The organism is Congregibacter variabilis (assembly GCF_045689235.1).
GTDB lineage: Bacteria > Pseudomonadota > Gammaproteobacteria > Pseudomonadales > Halieaceae > Congregibacter > Congregibacter variabilis.
This window is the reverse complement of sequence record NZ_CP136864.1, coordinates 3622176-3638598: the sequence shown is the minus strand read 5'-3', so window position 1 is coordinate 3638598 and position 16423 is coordinate 3622176. Positions and strand designations below refer to the sequence as shown.

Below are 16423 nucleotides of genomic sequence, written 5' to 3'. Positions count from 1 at the left end.
TATGAGCGACCCACATATTGACAGCGTCGAAAGGCGAAAGTACTACCGAATCAATGACGTGGTCTTACTGCGTTATGAAATAATTCCCGAGGCGCCTGCCGGAGAGCAACCTACGGAAGACACGGGCGGACTTGAGATAAGCACCGGCTCGCTACTGGCTGAGTTGGACCGCGAACTTAACAAAAGCATCAACGCGGTTTGGCGCGACCACCCACTGGTGGCGCAAACATTAGGCTTACTCAACCGTAAAATTTCGGTAGTTGCCGCCCAGTCACTGGATTACGAAGAAGCGAGCGTGCACTCTTACGACAACAGTATGGTCAATCTCAGTGGCTGCGGAATAGCCTTTGAGGGACGTCAGGAGCTGGCACCCGGTACCCGACTGCAGTTGAGCATAATTCTCAAACCATCACAGGTTACCTTGTCGATTGCCGGAACCGTAGTCAGCAGCGAACAGCGCCTGGACTCAGCCATCATGCCCTACTGGATTCGTGTGGACTTCGATGACGACATGCTGGCTCAGGAACAGTTGATCCAGCATGTTGTACAGAAACAGGGGGCTCTACTCTCCGACACTCCAACAGCAGAGAACGATCGCTAGCAGCGTTCGTCCAGGAAACGTCCTTTACGTCCCCGGGGATCCTTGGCAGTTTCTTTCTCTGAATGCTGTGCTTCTCGATCCTGCTTTCTGCGCGTCTTGCGCTCACCGCTGCGCCGCACCCTGCGCAGCGGCGGCGTACCGGATACACCGGTCACAGGCCCGGGACCCGCGGGATCAGCCATCGCCCACTACCTGACTCAAGAGCACACTGCGGACCAGCACCACCACTCTACGGTTCTCTGCGCGACCCTCTTCGCTGGTGTTATCAGCAATAGGCCGGTTAGGACCGAAGCCCACCGCACTGAGCTTCGCTGGATCGACCCCCTCCTCTTCAAATATTCGGGCAATCGCTGCAGAGCGCGCCGTAGATAACTCCCAATTTGAGGGAAACAGGCCATTACGAATGGGCTGGTTGTCTGTGTGCCCCTGCACCACAACCTCATTGGGTAATGCCTTAAGCGTGTCAGCCAAGCGCTGCAGCATAGGAATCGAGCTGGCCAAAAGAGACCGTGAACCCGAGGGGAACAACATCCGCGCCGGAATCTTGATCTCCAGCCACTTATCATTGCCCGTTACCGCGAATCGATCCGGCGCTATAAGATCACCTATCGAAGTTTGCAAGGCTGCTTCCACGCCGGTTATTTCTTTTTCAGCGGAGATGTCACCCAGGTCCGCTTCCGGTAACTCTGTATTGGCGGCGGAGAGCAAAGGCACTCTCGAAGCCGCATCTGCAACAGCCGCCTGAGGTATACCCAGCCGGGATGACTGCGAACCATCGCCATCGGGACGACTGGGATCATAGGACACGCCAGGAAGACCAAAGGCCTGAACAATAGAATCAGACAACACGCGAAAGTCACCGACGTTAACGGCCGACGTGGAGTACATCACCACAAAAAAAGCAAACAGGAGCGTAATGAAGTCGGCATAGGAAACCAGCCAGCGATCGTGGCTATCGACACTCTCTGGCGGTTTGCGTCGACTCATGTTTAATCGAGATATCCTTCGAGCTTGCTCTGTATCGCCTGAGGGTTATCCCCATCGGCAATCATCGCTATACCGTCAACGAGCATCTCGTGGTATTGCATCTGATCACCGGACACGGCTCGAAGCTTATTAGCAATGGGCAGATAGAATAGATTCGCAAAACCCACACCATAGATCGTCGCGACAAACGCCACGGCGATACCGGCTCCCAACTGGGCGGGGTCCGAGAGATTATTCATAACGTCGATAAGCCCCAGCACCGCACCGATGATGCCGATGGTCGGGGAATACCCACCCATGGCGTCATAGACCTTGGCTGCACGTGCATCCTTGGCCAGGGCATTATCGATCTCTACATCCATGACCGTACGAATCACCTCTGGCTCCAAGCCATCTACGAGCAACTGCAGGCCTTTTTGCGTAAGCGGGTCAGCCTGTTTTGCTACGAGCTGCTCCAGGCCCAGAAGCCCATCGCGGCGAGCCATACGACTCCACTCAATAGTCCTGGCCAGCATCGCTGGTCGATCGTAGGACGGTGGCAGAAAAACCCAGGGGAAGCGACGCAGCGCCTCACGAAAGTCACGCAGTGGAGTTTGAATGAGCACCGCGCCCAATGTACCGCCCAGAACGATAACAAAGGCCGTTAGCTGTATGAGTGCAGAAATATGGCCGCCTTCCAGCCAATTGCCACCAAGAATCGCACCCACAGCCATGGTGACGCCAAGGAGAGTCAAAAAGTCAAAACTGACTGCTGTGGGCCTGCTATTCTGTTTGGCTGATTTAGCCGGTTTTTTCGCCACGTTCTGGCCCCCTATCCGCGCCAGTGTGCAAGCGTCACGCGTAATCGCGCCAACGCTTGGCCGTGCAATTGCGATACCCGGGACTCAGACACCCCCAGCACCGCGCCTATTTCTTTCAAGTTAAGGTCCTCGGCATAGTACAAGGACATCATCAAGCGCTCTTTTTCGGGGAGCTGCGTTACAGATTCTGCCAATGCGTCCCTAAAGCCTTCCTCGCCTACTTCTTCCAGAGGCGTCTGCGTATTCAATACCGCAGTTTCAGCTTCAACACTATCCTCAATATGGGTCATTCGCGCACAGGCTAGCTGCCCGGAAAGCTGCTGGTACTCATGCAAGGGCATATCGAGCTCGACTGCGATATCGGCATCCTGGGCCGGCCGACCGAGGCGTGCATCTATCCGCTCTATAGCCTCGGAAACCTGTCGAAGCTGTGATTGCACAGAGCGTGGAAGCCAATCATGAGCTCGCACTTCATCAAGCATGGCGCCTTTAATTCGAATACCTGCGTAGGTAGAGAAACTGGCGCCCTGAGAGGCATCGTAACTCTCGCGGGCCTTAAGCAGGCCAATGAGTCCCACCTGCATAAGATCGTCTAGTTCGATTTCGGCGGGCAACTTGGCAGCAAGACGTAATCCGATTTTTTTTACCAGCGGCAAAAACTCGCGCACCAGTTCATCAGCGCTGGACACCACCGACTCTGAGTAGGCCGAAAGCTGATTCATATTTATCTCAGCGGCTGCCGCTGCGATATTCGATAAGTCGTTCAACAAAGAACCCCAATCCGCCCTCCGACGGGCTTCTCGGCAGCGCCTGCACTCTCTGGGTCATCGCACGCAATGCTTTGGCTGACTCCGAGCGAGGAAACTCTGAGACCACCGGACGCTGGGCGCGCACCGCCCGCCTCAGGTAATCGTCTCGTGGGATAGCTCCGAGGTAACCCAGGTGCACATCCAAAAAACGGTCAGTGACTTTACAGAGTTTTTCAAAAAGCTGACGACCCTCAAGCTCGTTGTCGACCATGTTGGCCAGCACCTGAAAGCGTTTGATGTTGCAATGCTGGTTGAGCACTTTGACCAATGCATAGCCATCGGTCAGTGAAGTGGGCTCATCGCAGACCACGACAATCAGCTCCTGGCAGGCCGCAGTAAAAGTCAACACCGTGTTATCGATACCGGCTCCCGTATCCACGATCAAGGTATCTACAGGAATAGCTAACTCACTAAAGGCCCGTACCAAACCTGCCTGCTCTGTTTGTGACAAAGCAGCCATTCGAGCAACACCCGAAGACGCAGGAATCACATGGATCCCCGCCGGCCCGGGGATGAGAATCTCCTCCAGACTACGCTCGCCACTAATCACATGCTGGATGTCAAAACGCGGCTTGAGGCCAAGCGCGATATCAACATTCGCAAGGCCAAGATCCGCATCGAAGAGCAGCACCTGCTGACCACTTTCAGCAAGACTCACGGCAAGATTCACGGCCACGTTAGTTTTGCCAACGCCGCCTTTGCCACTGGTCACAGCAATCACATTTACCGGGGCTGCACCTGCCGTCACTGCTCTCTGCCCATCACTGCTTCCTGCCCCAATGTTTGTTGCACTGCATCGCCTACTGCCCGTCGCCGCCATATGTGCTGCGACTATTAAGTACTCGCTCCGTGCTGCGGGGAGGGTCGCTAAACCACCGACCGCAGAGGTCTGCCTGCCGTCGAAGTACTCCCTGCCTCGGCGAGTTGCACCGCGCGACGCACGAGCTTTACGCCATCGGCCTCGCAAAGATCTTCGGGTATCCGTTGGCCATCGCTGAATCCAAGCACGGGCAGATTCGCGCTAATAACGACATCCAGAACACCGCCAAGACTTTGAGCTTCATCGACTTTCGAAATAATAGCACCGCTGAGCGCTCGGGGAGCAAAGTTCGCTGCAAGTGCCCGGCACTGCGATGGCTGCGCCGATGCCGCCAGGACCAACAAGTGTCGCACGGGCTTGCGTAAGTCACGAATCAGAGAATACTGCTCACGGAGACGAACGTCATGCTGACTCATGCCCGCGGTATCAATATAGATTTTCCGCCCCTGCATCTTACGCAAGGCAAAGGACAGGCTTTGACGGTCATTTGCGGTAAACAAGGGGATACCCAGTGCATCTGCAAAACTCGCCAACTGCTCCTGAGCACCGATCCGGTAGTTGTCCAGAGTAATTAGGCCCACCATCTCCGGCCCAAGGCGCTGAATATCACATCCAGCCAAACGGGCAACGGTGCTCGTTTTCCCGACACCCGTACCTCCATATACCGCGGTAATATTGCCCGGTATCTGATCAATTTTTTTAGCCTGGAGACGCTCGGCCAAAGCCAGCTGCGTCAGTCGCCAGCCCTTATCCAGTGCTTCAACGCTTGGGAGACTATCGAGCAACTCACCGGTCAAAACCCGCGACAAGCCCATTCGGAGAAGTCTCTGTCGCAATGCTGACTGGGGGCCGCGAGTAACGGCAGCCTCCTGCCAAGTACGTCCACCCAATTCTTTATCGAGGATCCCTCGAAGACGCTCGAGCTCTTTCTCCAGTGCTTTGAGCTGAATCTCATTAGTCGGCGTATCGACACTGGCTACGCGCCGTCCCCGCGGGGGGCTGACAGCCCTAGCGGGCACAGCCGATTTCACCACGTGATCAACATCAATTGCAGCAGTAATTTCTATCTGCCCGCCGACTCGTTTATTGGCGAGTATCAGAGCATCCGAACCAAGCTCGGCACGCACCTGCGCCATGGCGCTGCGGCTGTCTCGCCCCGTATAACGTTCAATTCTCATCAGCTTCTACCTCCTTCTTAAGCCGCTGCCGTTGCATTACCGGGAGCTGCGTCAGCAGTGTTACTGGCGCTAGCACCCGGGTTACTGCCTATAGTCGCAACAACTCGTATCGATTTGCTGGGCGGTATTTCCTCATAGGCAAGGATGTAAAAATTACTCATCCGCCCTTTCAACAATCGCGATAAGAACAAGCGAATATTGCTGGCGACCAGCAGTACCGGATTGTGGCCATCAGCTTCGAGCTTGCCCGAGGCCTGAATAACCTGCTGAATAACAGCATCCATCAACGACGGCTCCAAACCACCAGGGGAGCCCTGTACAGAAGACAGCAAGATCTGTTCCAGTTGCGAATCAAGCACCATAACGGGCATTTCCCGCGTCGTACCATTGACGGTCTGGAAGATTGCCGGGCCCAGAGCGACCCGAACCTTGGCGGTCAAAGCGTCAGAATCCTGACCCTTACCCCCATGGTCCGCGAGCGATTCAGCGATAGTTCGCATATCGCGCACGGGAATGCCCTCCTCCAACAGGTTGTGCACGACCCGAGTCAACTCCGAGAGGCTCATCAGACCCGGCACCAGGCTCTCCACAAGTTTGGGCGAGGTCTTGGCAAGCTTATCCAGTAGTTGCTGCACCCCGTCCTGTCCAATGAGTTCATGAGCCTGGTTTTTGAGGATCTGACTTAAGTGCGTGGCGATAACCGTGCTGCTGTCGACTACCGTATAACCCATGGTTTGAGCGTCATCACGCTGAGAGGCGTCAATCCACACGGCATCCAGGCCAAAAGTGGGGTCTTTGGTGACCACACCCTCGAGCTCTCCAAATACCTGTCCGGGATTGATCGCCAGTTCTCTGCCGGGAAACACCTCTCCCTCACCGGCGATCACATCGTGAAGGCTGATGCGGTAATTGTTGGGAGACAGATCAAGGTTGTCGCGGATGTGTACGGAGTGCACCAGAAAGCCCAACTCCTGGGAGAGCTTCTTGCGCACGCCTTTAATGCGACTCAAAAGATCTCCACCCTGATTTCGATCCACCAGTGAAATCAGTCGATAACCCACTTCCAGGCCTATCTCATCAACTTGAGCCACATCATCCCAACTGAGTTCTTTAGCCTCTGTCGGTCTTGGAGTATCAACAACCTCGGGCTCCAGGGTGTCCTCCGGCGACGGCTGAGCCCTCAGATAACCAATCACGCCTAGTACTCCGGCAATCCCCAGAAAGACCGTGTTAGGCATACCCGGAACCAAACCAATAATGCCGACAATCGACGCCGCCACAAACAAAATCCGCGGATTATCCGTTAGCTGTGAAACCACTTCGGCGCCCATGTCCGCGGTACCCGACATACGGGTAACAATGATTGCCGCGGCGGTAGAGAGAAGCATCGAGGGGATCTGCGCAACCAGGCCATCACCAATGGTCAGCAGGATGTAGTTTTCTGCCGCCTGACTGGCAGAGAGATCATGTTGCAGCGTACCGATAGCAAAACCGCCGAGAATGTTAATGAACAAGATCAGAATGCCGGCCACTGCATCACCGCGCACAAACTTGCTGGCACCATCCATAGCACCATAAAAATCCGCCTCACTGCCCACTTCTTCGCGTCGGCGCAGGGCCTCATCCTGAGTAATCAATCCCGCATTCAAATCGGCGTCAATCGCCATTTGCTTGCCCGGCATAGCATCCAGGGTAAAGCGTGCGGTGACTTCCGAAATTCGACCGGCACCTTTTGTGACCACGACAAAGTTGATCACGACCAGGATGGTAAACAGCACAAGACCCACGGCGTAGCTGCCGCCCACAACGAACTCACCAAATGACTCGATCACGCTTCCCGCTGCAGCTGTCCCGGTGTGACCTTCCAGCAACACCACCCGAGTAGACGCTACGTTGAGTCCGAGTCGCAGCAACGTTGATATCAGAAGAACCGTAGGAAACACGGCAAATTCCAGCGGCCGCCCTGCGTAGACTGCGGCCAGCAGCACGATGATTGCCAATGCAATGTTAAAGGTGAACAGGATATCGAGCATCACCGGAGGCAGTGGCAATACAATCATTGCCAGCAACAGCATCATCACCAAGGGCGTTCCAATACCTGACAGCAGGCCCATTGGGCCAGCCGCGGCACCCGGTGCAGTGTTAGTCGTCGCCATCACTTGGCTCCTCATCCATCAGATGTTGATAGTTGTCCGGTACATCAAGGTCTGCAGGGCGCGGCACATAATCTGTGGGCCGCGATCGACGCAGTTGAAATAGGTAGGCGAGAACACGTGCTACCGCCAGATACAAGTCGCCGGGTATTTCGTCGCCGACCTCAGTGCTTGCATAAAGTGCACGTGCAAGCGGGGGCGCCTCGTAAAGCGGTACGTCATGTTCATTTGCAATGGTACGTATCTGCAGGGCCATCAAATCGCGACCTTTGGCCACAACCTTCGGTGCTCCGCTGCCATCGGAGTAAGACAGCGCAATGGAATAGTGGGTGGGGTTGGTGATCACCACGTCAGCCGTGGGCACGTCTTGCATCATTCGACGCTGAGACACTTCTCTTTGCAGGTTGCGAATACGCTGCTTCACCTCTGGACGACCATCGGTCTCTTTCATTTCGTCCCGTACTTCCTGACGGGTCATGCGCAATTGCTTGTTGAAATTCCACAACTCGAAAGGCACATCGAACATCACGATGAGCACCATGGCGGAACTCAAAACGATGAGCGCTGTAACAAGCATGGTCACAACGCGAACGCTGGCTTCCCCGGGAGTCAAAGCGCTCAAGGTGAGAATCTGACGTTCAAAGGACATAATCATCAAATACGCTACGCCCATGAGCAGGAGAAACTTGAGCAATGCCTTTGCCAATTCAAGCAATCCCTTTAGGGAAAACACGCGCCCAAGGCCTTTTACCGGATCAAGCTTCTCTAACTTAAAAGCCATGGCTTCAACGCTAAATGACCAGCCGCCCATCAATAAGGGGCCCGCGAGCGCGGCGACAACAGTGACGGCAAAAAGCGGAGCTAGAGCCAGCAGAGCTGATATAGCCATGTGCATGAAATGCACCGGTAGCTGCTCGGTATCAAATGCAGCCGCACGATCCACACTGAAGCCTGAACTCGTGATTGCCAACAGGTCGTCCACCATGCCAGCACCGAGCACCCAAAGCCCCACACCGGTAATCAGCAAAGAAAGCATGGTGTTAAGTTCTCGGGACCGGGGCACCTGGCCTTTGCGTCGCGCCTCTTCCTTGCGGCGCTCCGTCGGCTGCTCCGTGCGTTCCTGACCCGTTTGTTCTTCTGCCACGACCGCGCCTCCCTATCAGCCCAGCACCAGCAAGGTTTGCTCTAGCCCAAGGCTGAGAAAACGCTGCAAGGTGGAAATGAACATAGGGAGCGCCAGAAGCATGAATACAAATCCGGCAATAATTGTGACTGGGAAACCCACGGCAAAAATATTCAATTGCGGTGCAGCACGGGTAATCACGCCAAAAGCAACATTGATCATCAGGATTGCCGTGAGCGCCGGTAGGGCCAGTAGTAGGGCACTGGCAAATAGCTGTGTTCCCAGCGCTACAACATTTGAGAACATGCCTTCAGGGCTAAAGCCGCTGCCCACAGGAATCAAGGCAAAACTGTCTACCACTGCGGTAATCAACATGAGATGCCCATCAATTGCCAGGAACAGCAAGGTAGCCAATACGACATTGAGCTGACTCACCACCGGCACCTGTACGCCATTCTGTGGATCTACAGCCATGGCAAAACCCAGGCCCATACTCATGGCCACGCTATGCCCGGCAACCACCACAGCGGCAAAGACCAACTGCATGACAAAACCCATCACCAGACCAATCGCCACTTCCCGCAAAGCCAGCACCAGACCAAGCGCAGACAGAGGCTCCACCACCGGGGTCACAGGTAATAGCGGTGCAACAAGTGCTGATACCAATACCGCCAGCAGTACCCGAACTCTCACTGAAATCGAGGAGTAGCTAAAAATAGGCGCGGCCAAAAGCATCGCGGACAGACGCAAAAACGGCCATAAATAAGTATGAAACAACAGGATGAGTTCGTCAGGCGTAAACACCATAGGATTCATCCCAGAAGGGACGGGATTTCCAAAAACAGGCGTCGGGAAAAGCTAACCACCACCTGAATCATCCATGGCCCCGCCACAAGCAGCGCCACAACAAGCGCCAGCAGCTTGGGAATAAAGCTCAGAGTCATTTCCTGAATCTGGGTCGCTGCCTGAAAGATGCCAATGAGCAAACCCACCGCAAGAGCGGACAACAACAACGGACCGGCCAGAAGAACTGCGAGCCACAGTGCATCCTTTCCAATGGCGAGTACTGTTTCCGGACCCATCGTCTGCGCCTACACCGTAAAACTGGTAACAAGCGTGGCGGCGACAAGCGACCAGCCATCAATGAGCACGAACAACATGAGCTTAAACGGCAGTGAGATCAGCATGGGCGACAGCATCATCATACCCATGGACATCAGCACCGCTGCCACCACCAGATCGATGATCAAAAAAGGCACAAACATCAAAAAGCCAATTTGAAATGCAGTCTTCAGTTCACTGGTAAGAAACGAAGGAAGCAGCACAACCATCGGCACATCGTCAGGGGTATTGAACGCGGCATAGCCACCCAGTTCTGCAAACAATAAAAGATCGGTTTCGCGGGTCTGACCAAACATGAATTCGCGAAACGGTATCTTTGCCGCATCCAAAGCTTCGGTAAAACCCATAGCCTCGTTCATGTACGGCTCTAGCGCGGTCGTCCAGGCAACCTCAAACACCGGCGCCATAATGAAAAGACTCAGGAACAGAGACAGGCCGAGAATAATTTGATTGGAAGGCGTCTGAGCTGTACCCAGAGCCTGACGCAGAATTGCCAGAACGATCAGAATCCGCGTAAAGGAGGTCATGGTAATCAGCGCTGCGGGGATCAAGGTCAGCAGCGTCATAAGCAGCAGTATCTGGATGCTCATGGAGTAATCGCTGCCGCCGGCTGCGCTGGGCTGCACTGAGACCAGAGGAATACCCGTCTGCGCCAACGCAGCCTCCGGGACAGCTATCAGCAGCAGTGGCAGAAGCGACAGTAAACGCATCATGACTTGCTGCCCAAGGGATTCGCCGCGCGAAGCACTGCCGCAAAATCCGGCGAGGCTGTTGCCGAACTATCACCCTCAATTACGGGTTCGGCAAGCACGTGTATCTTGCGTACCGATCCCGGTGCGACACCAATGAGAAGCTGCTCTCCACCGACTTCCATAAGGACAACTTTCTCTCGCTGTCCGACGTTGGCGCTGCCCAGGACACGTAACGCTGATCCTGAACCAACACCTGTACCATTAAAGCGCTTGAGAAAATAAACAACGGCAAAAAGACACACAAATACCAGTACCAAAGACCCCAGCACCTGAAAAAGATAACTTGCGCTAAACAGCTCCGGTGCTGCGCTTACCGTCGCATCGCTCACAGTCTCCTGAGCTCGTGCTACTGAGGCCAGAGACAGGGGAAGCAGAGCTAGCAACTGTGAAATCACTTTTATCATTTGAGTTTTTTGAGGCGCTCCGAGGGGCTCACAACATCAACGAGCCGCAGTCCGAACTGCCCCGAGGACTCCACAACCTCACCTCGAGCGATGAGTGTGCCATTGACCATCAGGTCCAGGGGCTCTTTCACGCCACGATCAAGACTGACGATAGACCCCTGATTAAGAGCCAGTAAGTCTTTAATGGGCAGCTTGGTACGGCCTATCTCTACAGACAGTGTGACCTGCACATCCATGAGCAAATCCAGGTCGATCTTGCCTCCGGCGCTCACTGCAGGAGCCGCAGCACTCTGCAACTCCTCGGGTGGTTGTGCGGCAACAGCTTCGGTAGTTTGTTCGTCACTCATGGGGTTCTCCTTGCCCTAATTCGCCGGTGGAAGAAGCAGGCTGGCCAGTCGGTGGAGCTGCACGGCCTTAACACCGTCAAAACTTCCGTAGCGCCCTTCTGCGAGCGTCACGTTGTCAATATTCAGACTCACCTGCTCTGGCGGCTGCAGTGGTATCACTGCGCCAGGCTGCAACTGCAGCAGATCTGCCAGAGCAATTGATTGCGTCGCCAAGACGCCGGCAATTTCCAATTCAATGCTCGGAAGCTCTCGTCGAAAGAATGGCTCCCAGGTCTGGCCGTCAGATACCTCATCTTTCTTACGCGGAGGCAAAAAGCGCTCTCGGTAAGGCACCAAAGCAGCAAAAGGCAGCATCAAACTAATCTGACTCGAGAATTCACCTGCACTGAGCGAAAAAGCGACGCGCAAAAGCAGATCGGACGACGGCAGCATTTCGAGACGATCCGGCACACCTAAAGTCGCCAGCTCACCCGCTTCCAGAGACAGCTTGTCGGCCCAGGCCTGGCTAATACTGCCGAACTGAAAATCAGCGATGCGTTCCGCGAGGCGAAGTTCCGTAGGGGTTAAATTACTGCGCGTTGATTCGGAGGCAGAGCGACTGTCTCCACCGAAATAAGCGTTAACGACAAAGGAAAGCAGCCCGGCCGGCGCTATAGCAAACACCGGTCCGATAAGTGGCGACAAGCTGGAGGTGGTAACGGCAACACTGCGATCCAGCGAAGCTACTGCATCGGCAACGCTGAGTAACTCGGGAGTTTCTGCAAGAACCGTAAACTCAATAGAAAAACCGGACTCTAACGCCTCACCCAGCATCTCCGCCTGGCGCTCGATGAGCGGTCCAAGCGCGGTGAACTCGCGCAGCAGCGACTGCTCCCGCGCGGCAAAGTCAAAACGGCGGAACTGGCCATCGTCAGCGGCATCAGCCGCCGAGGTGCCATCGTCAACGCTTTCCATGAGCGCATCGATCTCACCTTCCGTCAGGACGTCATCACTGGCCATTCCCGCTCCATGATCATTGCAAGACAAAGTTCTCAAAGTAAATCTTTTCAATCGCATCCGGGGGAGTAAGCCCCAGAGCCTGATTTACCGCCTTGAGGGCATCCGCACGTAATGCGTCTTTACCCTCTACTGTTTTCAGCGCCGCAAAATCCTGGCGACTAAACAATGTAATTAATCCATCTCTGATGGCGGGCATGTCTCTTGCCGCCTGGTCGATGGCCTCTTGCTTGTAGGACATCAACTGCATTTCGGCCTGCACATAACGCGTACGGCCGCCGTGCTCCAGGTTCACCAACAACTTTTCCACGTCCAGATACAGCGGAATCTTGGGTGCCTCTTCTACCACCTCTGCAACCGCATCCCGTCCCTCAGCTTCATCGCCACCTGAGAGAAACAGAAACGCGCCTGCGCCGCCGCCCAGGAGAACCACTACGGCCACGATGATGATGATCAGCTTTCCCTTGCCGCCAGACTTTTCTTCGGCTTGCGGAGCGTCACCACCTAAATTCAAGTTGTCTTTGTCGGCCATTCGTTCTCTCCCGTGTCATCGGCTAACCCAAAGTCCGCCGCGCACGAATACACGCAGAGAACTCAGCAATTGCCATACCAGTGGAAATATCCACAATAAATACAATGAGTTATAGAATTACAGCGGTGCCTATCGACAGTTTATTGACGCATTGACAGCGCTCAGGCGTCAGTAAACGAGCGCATTGGCGCACCCTTTCACTGTCGCAAGAGAAGGGATGGTAGAACGAATAGTCTCCGGAGAAAACGATTCTGGAACACAGCGGTCCTGGACAGTTGTTCTAGACACCTGTCAGGAGTAGATTCCGGCTAGATATAGGTATCGATTCGCCCATTCCCGGACGTCGATGTCACAAGTACCGGGGAGTCGACATCAGTCGCCTCGGACGCGCCCTGCTGCTCGGCGAACTGCCCATCCGAGCCACGCTCACCGTTACCCTGCAGATCACGTTGACCCACATCTGATTGTGCCAATTGCAGCCCGCTTTGCTCCAACATCTCACGCAGCCGAGGCATCGATTGCTCAATCGCATCGCGGGCAGCGGCAGTCTCAGCCGTGAAAGCGACTTTCGTCTGATCACCCTCGGTAGTTACGGTCACCTGCAGGCGACCAAGCTCTGCCGGGTGCAGTTGCAGCCGTGCCTCACGCACACCATCACGTACCAGGGTCTTCATGCGTGCGGTAAGCTCTGAGGAAAACTCAACATCATCGGGAGCACGAGAAAGAGAGTATTGGGGCATCGCACTCGTTGACACGCTAGCCGAAGGGACAGCGGTGCTCGCCGCACTCGATGCTGGCGTCAAACCTGCTACCGCAGACGCTGCGGGCGCAGGCCCGTCCGCACGCTGAGCTGTCCCAAGACCACGAGTAAGCTCGGCGTTGTTATCAACTGGCATATCAGTCAGGCCACGCTGCCCCACAGCTTGTGAACCCATACCTGATCGCAGCCAATCCGCAGTGCTTCGATTGAGCGTTTGAGAATCAAGCGGCAGCGAAGACCCACGCTCCCCTGCAGAAGCGCTGCGGCCTTTAGACAATGCATCTCCAACTACCGGGGATGTCAGCAGTGCATCGCTATCCTTCATAGCCGACGGTGACGCGACCCGTGCTGCAACTAAATTAGCGTCATCTGCAGCGCTGGCGACGGCCAAAGAGGCCGTTGGGTTTGATGCAGCGTTTGGCGCTCCGCCTGAGTTAACAGCGGAAGCACCCAGCGCGGCCCCCGCAGCAAGGCCAGAATTCGAGGGTTTATCGCTGCGAGTAACGTCGAGCACATTTTTGGTGGCTGACGATGCTCCGACTGCCACAGCCTGCGCAACGGCACTCGCTTGAGTGGATGGCGCATCCTTATTCGATGCTAAATTGGCAGGCGCAGCGGTGTTGGACTCCGCAACAGTGTTGAGCGTCAATGCCTCAACCGACTTCCCGACTGCCGAATTCACGCTGACCGGCGGGAATTCTGGCTGAGCCGTCACATCCGCAGCAGCACCGGGGAATGCGCGCGATCCCAAAGCGAGGGAGTCATCAAACGAGGCAGAAAACTGGCCAGCACCAGCGGCTGCATTGGCCGGCTCATCGCCAACAAGCGTGTTAGGAGATTTACGAGGGCTTACGTTGCCAGCTTCAGCACTGCTATCGTCCTTCGCCAGCGGCGCATTATCGTCGGCAGCCAGGGTGGACCCATTGCCTGCCTGATCGGCAGCTTCGTTCCCTTGTGGCGGCAATGCTTTGCCGGCCGTATCGGTGGCAGAGGACGATTTATCTGCACTGCGCTGAGACCCGGCATCGCTTGCACGCTGCCCATCTAAAACACGCGAGAAATCATCGTTTTCACCACTTTTGGCTGCAGAATTGCCAACTTTAGCGGCTTTTGTCGCCGCAGGCTCTGCAGGTACAACGCTCAGCAATGGTGAATTTACAAGGTCTGCCATGACGGTCTCTTTAGATCCAGATTCGCTACTGACTTACCTACAGCAAGCGCTGTGCCAGATCAGCTGCCAGACTCATAACGCTGCAGACTCATTTCGTCACTGTGCTGCTGTTCGCGCTTGTCATCATCTTTCAAGAGGTTCAAGCGACCACGATTAATCAACTCGTCAACACTGGAACGACGCAAGCTGCGATCCACCAGCGCTTCGCGGCTGGACTCGAGCTCAGTCTCGCTGCGACTGAAATCCTGATCCTGAACACTAATTGCATCGTTGAGGTTGCGCAAAAAAAGTCGGTAGTCAGCCAGCTGTCGAGCGTCCATCCCCGAACTCGCCATGGCCTGCAGGCGTGTTTCGTACTCTTGTTTAAATTGCTCGAGCTGCGACAGACGCGCAGCGGACTGATCAAGCGCTTGCTGACTTCGCTGAAAGCTACCCGCCGCGCGACTCTCCTGTGAGCGCGCGAGCATGGCGACCTTGTCCAATTTATCCAGTTCCATCAGTTACCCGGGGGCGTATTAGTAAGTTGGCGCGCCATATTAAGGAGATCACTCACGCTTTGCTCCATGCCCACCTTTTGATGCTGGGGCTGACGTACAAGCTGGCGCAGCGGCTCATGGGCACGCAAAGCCTGATCGATCTTAGGATCGCTTCCGTGCTCGTAAGCACCAATGGATATTAAATCCCGATTTTGACGATAGACCGAGTATAACTCTTTGAGTGCTCGAGCAAGCTCCTGCTGACTTTCGTCGGCAATGCCGGGCATAGCGCGACTGACCGATGCCTCAAGATCGATGGCCGGGAACAAACCCGAATCCGCCACCTGACGCGACAGCACAATATGTCCATCAAGTATTGCCCGGGCCGCGTCAGCGATAGGGTCATTGTGATCATCGCCCTCCACCAGCACCGTATACACGGCGGTAATAGACCCTTTGGGGCCATTACCCGCCCTCTCAACCAGATTAGGGAGCAAGGAAAACACTGATGGAGGATATCCTTTAGAGACTGGAGGCTCGCCCACTGCAAGACCAATCTCACGCTGTGCCTGAGCAAAACGCGTGAGAGAATCCATGAGCAACAGTACATCGCGACCCTGATCTCTAAAGTGCTCTGCAATCGCGGTTGCCCGCCAGGCACCATGCACACGCATTAACGGTGGGTAGTCCGCAGGAGTCGCCACGACGATTGCCCGAGCCAAACCCTCGGGCCCCAGAATATCCTCGATGAACTCTCGCACCTCACGACCGCGCTCGCCCACCAAGCCCACCACAATGACATCTGCCTCGGTATGGCGAGTCATCATTCCCAGTAAAGTGCTTTTACCCACGCCACTGCCGGCAAACAGGCCCAGTCGCTGCCCCTTACCCATGGTCAGAAATCCGTTAATCGCACGAACCCCCACATCCAGCGGCTCGCGAATAGGACGCCTCTCCAGAGGATTTAAAGCCTTGGCACGCAGGGCAACACTATGGCTACAGTGCGGTGCGGGCCCACCGTCGAGAAATTTGCCAGCGCCGTCGATAACCCTGCCGAATAATTGCTCATCCACGGCCACCGAAGCTCTTTCGCCCAGAGGCTGCACACGCGCGCCGAGTTGAAGACCAGATACGTCCCCCTCGGGCATGAGCACCAGCCTACCATCGGCAAACCCCACAATCTCGGTATCAACCAGCGTATTACCGCTGATCACCCGGCAGCGCTCACCAATAGCGCCGTCGCAACCCTCAGCCTCAAGCTTCATACCCACCATACGCATGAGTCGCCCCTCACGGAGCAAATCAGGCGCTTGAACGCGGGACGCAAGATCACGCAAACGCAAAGCTAGTCGCTGCGTCTGCGCCTCACCGTGGCGCTGCGCCGACTGCATC

Annotated in this window: 19 protein-coding genes; 1 reads left to right on the top strand and 18 read right to left on the bottom strand. The window is 55.4% G+C overall.

The window, feature by feature from the left end:
• The first annotated feature begins 1 nt into the window (after position 1).
• Positions 2–601: a PilZ domain-containing protein gene (locus R0135_RS16355; protein ID WP_407347972.1), complete on the top strand. Its 600-nt coding sequence runs from the start codon at positions 2–4 to the stop codon at positions 599–601.
• On the opposite strand, the gene R0135_RS16350 is transcribed toward R0135_RS16355, so the two are convergent.
• The 18 genes from R0135_RS16350 to R0135_RS16265 form a co-directional block, all read right to left on the bottom strand.
• On the bottom strand, positions 598–783 hold the full coding sequence (locus R0135_RS16350) for a hypothetical protein (protein WP_407347971.1): 186 nt from the start codon (positions 781–783) through the stop codon (positions 598–600). The two genes, R0135_RS16355 and R0135_RS16350, sit on opposite strands and share 4 nt — an antisense overlap.
• On the bottom strand, positions 776–1588 hold the full coding sequence (locus R0135_RS16345; RefSeq protein ID WP_407347970.1) for an OmpA family protein: 813 nt from the start codon (positions 1586–1588) through the stop codon (positions 776–778). The genes R0135_RS16350 and R0135_RS16345 overlap by 8 nt, the downstream gene beginning before the upstream one ends.
• A 2-nt stretch (positions 1589–1590) precedes the next feature.
• The gene (locus R0135_RS16340; protein WP_407347969.1) at positions 1591–2388 is read right to left on the bottom strand and encodes a flagellar motor protein; all 798 of its coding nucleotides are present in this window, start codon (positions 2386–2388) and stop codon (positions 1591–1593) included.
• An 11-nt stretch (positions 2389–2399) separates the two neighbouring features.
• On the bottom strand, positions 2400–3110 hold the full coding sequence (locus R0135_RS16335; protein WP_407347968.1) for an RNA polymerase sigma factor FliA: 711 nt from the start codon (positions 3108–3110) through the stop codon (positions 2400–2402).
• 7 nt (positions 3111–3117) lie between these two features.
• Positions 3118–3945, bottom strand: a complete 828-nt coding sequence (locus R0135_RS16330; RefSeq protein ID WP_407347967.1) for a MinD/ParA family protein — start codon at positions 3943–3945, stop codon at positions 3118–3120.
• Between the two features lie 119 nt (positions 3946–4064).
• Positions 4065–5195 (bottom strand): flagellar biosynthesis protein FlhF, encoded by a 1131-nt coding sequence (gene flhF / locus R0135_RS16325; RefSeq protein WP_407347966.1) that lies wholly within the window; start codon positions 5193–5195, stop codon positions 4065–4067.
• 17 nt (positions 5196–5212) lie between these two features.
• Positions 5213–7351, bottom strand: coding sequence for a flagellar biosynthesis protein FlhA (gene flhA / locus R0135_RS16320; RefSeq protein ID WP_407347965.1), 2139 nt, complete (start codon positions 7349–7351; stop codon positions 5213–5215).
• Complete coding sequence (gene flhB / locus R0135_RS16315) at positions 7338–8492, bottom strand: flagellar biosynthesis protein FlhB (RefSeq protein WP_407347964.1); 1155 nt, start codon at positions 8490–8492, stop codon at positions 7338–7340. The genes flhA and flhB overlap by 14 nt, the downstream gene beginning before the upstream one ends.
• Positions 8493–8507: 15 nt before the next feature.
• Positions 8508–9278: a flagellar biosynthetic protein FliR gene (fliR, locus tag R0135_RS16310; protein WP_407347963.1), complete on the bottom strand. Its 771-nt coding sequence runs from the start codon at positions 9276–9278 to the stop codon at positions 8508–8510.
• Between the two features lie 5 nt (positions 9279–9283).
• Complete coding sequence (fliQ, locus tag R0135_RS16305) at positions 9284–9553, bottom strand: flagellar biosynthesis protein FliQ (RefSeq protein WP_407347962.1); 270 nt, start codon at positions 9551–9553, stop codon at positions 9284–9286.
• A gap of 9 nt (positions 9554–9562) precedes the next feature.
• Positions 9563–10306: a flagellar type III secretion system pore protein FliP gene (gene fliP / locus R0135_RS16300; protein WP_407347961.1), complete on the bottom strand. Its 744-nt coding sequence runs from the start codon at positions 10304–10306 to the stop codon at positions 9563–9565.
• Positions 10303–10749 (bottom strand): flagellar biosynthetic protein FliO, encoded by a 447-nt coding sequence (fliO, locus tag R0135_RS16295; RefSeq protein ID WP_407347960.1) that lies wholly within the window; start codon positions 10747–10749, stop codon positions 10303–10305. The genes fliP and fliO overlap by 4 nt, the downstream gene beginning before the upstream one ends.
• A complete protein-coding gene (gene fliN / locus R0135_RS16290; protein WP_407347959.1) occupies positions 10746–11096 on the bottom strand; it encodes a flagellar motor switch protein FliN in 351 nt (116 codons plus the stop codon). The genes fliO and fliN overlap by 4 nt, the downstream gene beginning before the upstream one ends.
• A 15-nt stretch (positions 11097–11111) precedes the next feature.
• A complete protein-coding gene (locus R0135_RS16285) occupies positions 11112–12095 on the bottom strand; it encodes a flagellar motor switch protein FliM (protein ID WP_407347958.1) in 984 nt (327 codons plus the stop codon).
• Positions 12096–12108: 13 nt separating this feature from the next.
• Positions 12109–12624, bottom strand: a complete 516-nt coding sequence (gene fliL, locus R0135_RS16280) for a flagellar basal body-associated protein FliL (protein ID WP_407347957.1) — start codon at positions 12622–12624, stop codon at positions 12109–12111.
• Positions 12625–12932: 308 nt separating this feature from the next.
• Positions 12933–14555 (bottom strand): flagellar hook-length control protein FliK, encoded by a 1623-nt coding sequence (locus tag R0135_RS16275; protein ID WP_407347956.1) that lies wholly within the window; start codon positions 14553–14555, stop codon positions 12933–12935.
• Between the two features lie 59 nt (positions 14556–14614).
• Positions 14615–15052, bottom strand: a complete 438-nt coding sequence (gene fliJ, locus R0135_RS16270) for a flagellar export protein FliJ (RefSeq protein ID WP_407347955.1) — start codon at positions 15050–15052, stop codon at positions 14615–14617.
• Positions 15052–16422 (bottom strand): FliI/YscN family ATPase, encoded by a 1371-nt coding sequence (locus R0135_RS16265; protein WP_407347954.1) that lies wholly within the window; start codon positions 16420–16422, stop codon positions 15052–15054. Before R0135_RS16265 ends, fliJ begins: the two co-directional genes overlap by 1 nt.
• Between the last annotated feature and the right edge of the window lies 1 nt (position 16423).